The sequence below is a fragment of the Microvirga sp. P5_D2 genome (assembly GCF_054049475.1).
In genome coordinates, this window is the sequence record NZ_JBFUMH010000204.1 from 15001 (window position 1) to 18132 (window position 3132).

3 protein-coding genes are annotated in these 3132 nt (G+C 61.4%); all 3 read right to left on the minus strand.

The window, feature by feature from the left end; translation table 11 throughout:
* Positions 1 to 82: 82 nt before the first annotated feature.
* The 3 genes from ACXJKO_RS27930 to ACXJKO_RS27940 all read right to left on the minus strand — a co-directional run bounded on the left by ACXJKO_RS27930 (position 83) and on the right by ACXJKO_RS27940 (position 2631).
* Positions 83 to 439, minus strand: a complete 357-nt coding sequence (locus ACXJKO_RS27930) for a lysozyme inhibitor LprI family protein (protein ID WP_457094300.1) — start codon at positions 437 to 439, stop codon at positions 83 to 85.
* Positions 440 to 657: 218 nt separating this feature from the next.
* Positions 658 to 1230, minus strand: coding sequence for a L,D-transpeptidase (locus ACXJKO_RS27935; protein WP_457094301.1), 573 nt, complete (start codon positions 1228 to 1230; stop codon positions 658 to 660).
* Between the two features lie 123 nt (positions 1231 to 1353).
* The gene (locus ACXJKO_RS27940; protein WP_457094302.1) at positions 1354 to 2631 is read right to left on the minus strand and encodes an App1 family protein; all 1278 of its coding nucleotides are present in this window, start codon (positions 2629 to 2631) and stop codon (positions 1354 to 1356) included.
* Positions 2632 to 3132: the final 501 nt, after the last annotated feature.

The following is a 3132-nucleotide window of genomic DNA, read 5'->3' on the forward strand; positions in this document are numbered from 1 at the left end:
GCAGCGATCGACATCGTGCTGGCCGAGTGTGACGGGACCGTGATGAGCACAATTTCGCCAGGGCGTTCCCCGGTAATAGCATTCAGAAAGGACCGCGCTTTGAGAGAGCCTCGAAGCCGCCTCTGAGCTGCTGGATGCGCTCCTGATAGGCGTTACTTAAACAGGCCCGGTCGGCTCCACAGGACGCCCGCCGCTTGAGCCAGCCAGCCTGCTCGTCCTCCATGTCACCGCGGGCGCCCATGCCAAGCAATGGCTTGAGCTGGGTGTAGAGGGTTGCCATCTCGACATCCCCGTCGTTCAGCTGCCGATCGGCACATACTGCCTTCTCGTCAGCAGCCTCGGCTTTGGAGCAGTCGAAACTGGCGGCCCCGGCAGGCTGCCATGCCGCAGGCGTCAACAGGGTAACAAGACCCGTGAGGCGGAGAGCATTTCTGATCATTGGATCATCCTCGAAAACCTGATTGCAGAGCAAACCCCTCCAGCCAATCGAGGCTCCCGGTCTTCGGGAGCTGTTGTGAAGCAGGGTTAACAGAAGGTGAGGGGCTTGGGTCATGCTCGCGAAGATCCTCAGCCGGAGCTCGCGGGACAGGTACCCGCCGTTCTGGCGTGTGGCACCCGCTCGGCATCGCCGGCCTGTTGTTCAGTGGGCCGGCCGCCTCACGGATGGCTGCTGATTTCCGATTGAGAGCGACGCAGGCTACCGCCGGCCATGATCCCAACCGTCAGCGGGTCGAAGCTGGTCAGGCGGCTGTAGTCACGTCCCGCATCAGACCCGCTTGCCAATTCTGTGCCGATCGGATCCATCCCGGTGATCTCGACCCGCGTGTTCCCAGGCCCTTCCACCATGACGAGGTCAAACAGAATGCTTGCATGCCTGGGCGCCAGCCGTACGCAGCCATGCGAAGCTGGGGTCCCGAGGCGGGACATGGCACGGCTGCCATGGATGGCATGGCCCGCATCGGTGAAGAAGATCGAATGCGGCATGGGCGCGTTATCCCATTCCCTTGAGTAATGCACCCTGGCCAGCCGTGACGGCATGAATGTCCCGACCGGCGTAGAGTAATCGGCAGTGCCCGTCGATACCGGCCAGGAGTAGCGTTGCTGCCCGTTAATGAACACGGTCATGCGCTGGGTCGTCTTGTCGACCACGATCGACACCTCGGCGACCGCAGGGGCGGCAAGGATGATGCCGCCGAGCAGTGCAATCACGGATGAGATGGCTCTGCGCATTGATCAGCCTCCAGCGTTGTTCCGGTCTAGGTTAGAGCATTGCATAAGGATGACTGCCAAGAACGGCTAAGGTTCCAATCGCCTGAAGGGCGGCATCCTGAGCCGGCAGACACTCACATCCCATCACGATTCCTTGGGCTGCTCACGTGTCTTCGGCTCGACGATCACATTGGGTGGCATCGGCTCGGATCCTGGCTCAATCAGATCGTGCAAGTCACCCTGCGCTACGGCCTCTGCCGTCCTCGTCGGAGTAGACTTCTGAATGCCGTAGGTCGGCGGCTCACGCTCAGTCTGACCGGTAGCTGTTCTCTCGTTTCGGACTTCGGAGACAGTCTCTGGGGGAACGAGCCGAAGGCTCACGGCGTGCTCTGCGATCACCACACTGTCGGCCGCCAGCACCAGACTGCTGCCCGCGCCCGCCACCACCTTGGCGAGGTCCTCAATCTCTCCGATCCTCTCAGGATCCCGGGAGACGTTGCGGATGTAGACTGCCAGCACCCGTCCGGGATGCTCCGCGACAATCTGACGATAGATCTCAGGATCATGCTGACCGCTGTCGCCGATGAGAACGAAGGGCAGATCGCCGTAGAGCGCCAGCATGTTGTGGATCAGCTCGCGCTTGTGGTCCTCAGCCTTACGAGGCAGAGGGCTTGTCCAGGAGACACCCCATTCCCGCAGGAACAGGATCGGGCCAACTGGGATGCCATGTCGGTCGAAGAACTCCTCCAGCACCTCGTAGATGCCCCACGGTGCGCGTGAGACATAGAGCATGGGGTTCTGCTGATCCCCGGAGACGCCGCCGTGCAGGGCCCGGTACAAGGCCCCGACCCCGGGAAAAGCCACCCGGCTCTGCGCGTCTTCGACGAACAGGCGCCAGAGCATCCTGAGCTTGTTGGCGACACCGGTGTACATGACCGTGTCATCGATGTCGCTGATGACCACATACCGGCAGCTGGCCAGTGGGATGAAGATCTGAGCTTGCGCCTGAACCGCATGGGGCTGCGGCAGGGTCAGATCCATGGTGTGCCATGAACGGTCGAGCGGTGGCGGCAGGGAAGGGGAGAGATGGATCCGAAAGTAGCCGTCTTGGTCGGTGGTGACGGTTTCCTCCGCTCCATAGAACCGGGCTGTCACGATGGCATTGGGGATCGCGCGGCGGGCAATGCGCCGACCGATATCGCGTAAGTTAGTCAGGAGGTCTCCTCGTCCCGTCTCTGAGTGCGGGCTCGATTGCCGGAACACCCGACCGATCAGAAAGACCTCGGAGCGGGATCCGTATCCGCGGTAGGGCTGGATGACCACGCCTCTTTCGCCTTGCGCCTCCTGCACGGGCCGAGCCGCGATGCCCAGCATGCGGATGAGTGCGCCCAGCCATTTCCTCACTGCGCCGGTGAGGCTCATCGCGTTCACCCTGTATCCTTGTCTGATCTCCCAATGAGGTGGGTCGCGGAAAAGATCCTTGGAGGTCTGCTCTGTTAAGCCATGATACCTTTGCACCAGCTGCGGTGGACCTGGCTCGGTCCGCCACGAAATCCGAAGAACTTCTGACTTTTAATCAGAGGGTCCTAGGTTCGATTTCCAGCGCGGTCGCAAAGCTTTATCAAACACTTATCTGCGGATCGGGCTTGGTTTTGCTTCCCAGAAAACCGGATTGGGAAGCGTATGGGACGCAAGCGCGGCAGAGAGAGTTTTGTCCGCCGCGATCGCATCGGCTCATCCGCAGGTCCGACCCGACTGCCAGAAACAACCAACGTCACGAATCAGCCAGAGAGCGGACCTTGTCACGGCCTCGCTGAATGGCTCAGATTGACCCACAGCCGACCTTCAGCAGCCCATCTGGCGTCTCATTACCCGGGACATTCCAGCCCCCACTCTCCTTATAGGGGTACCGCGGGCCCAGGC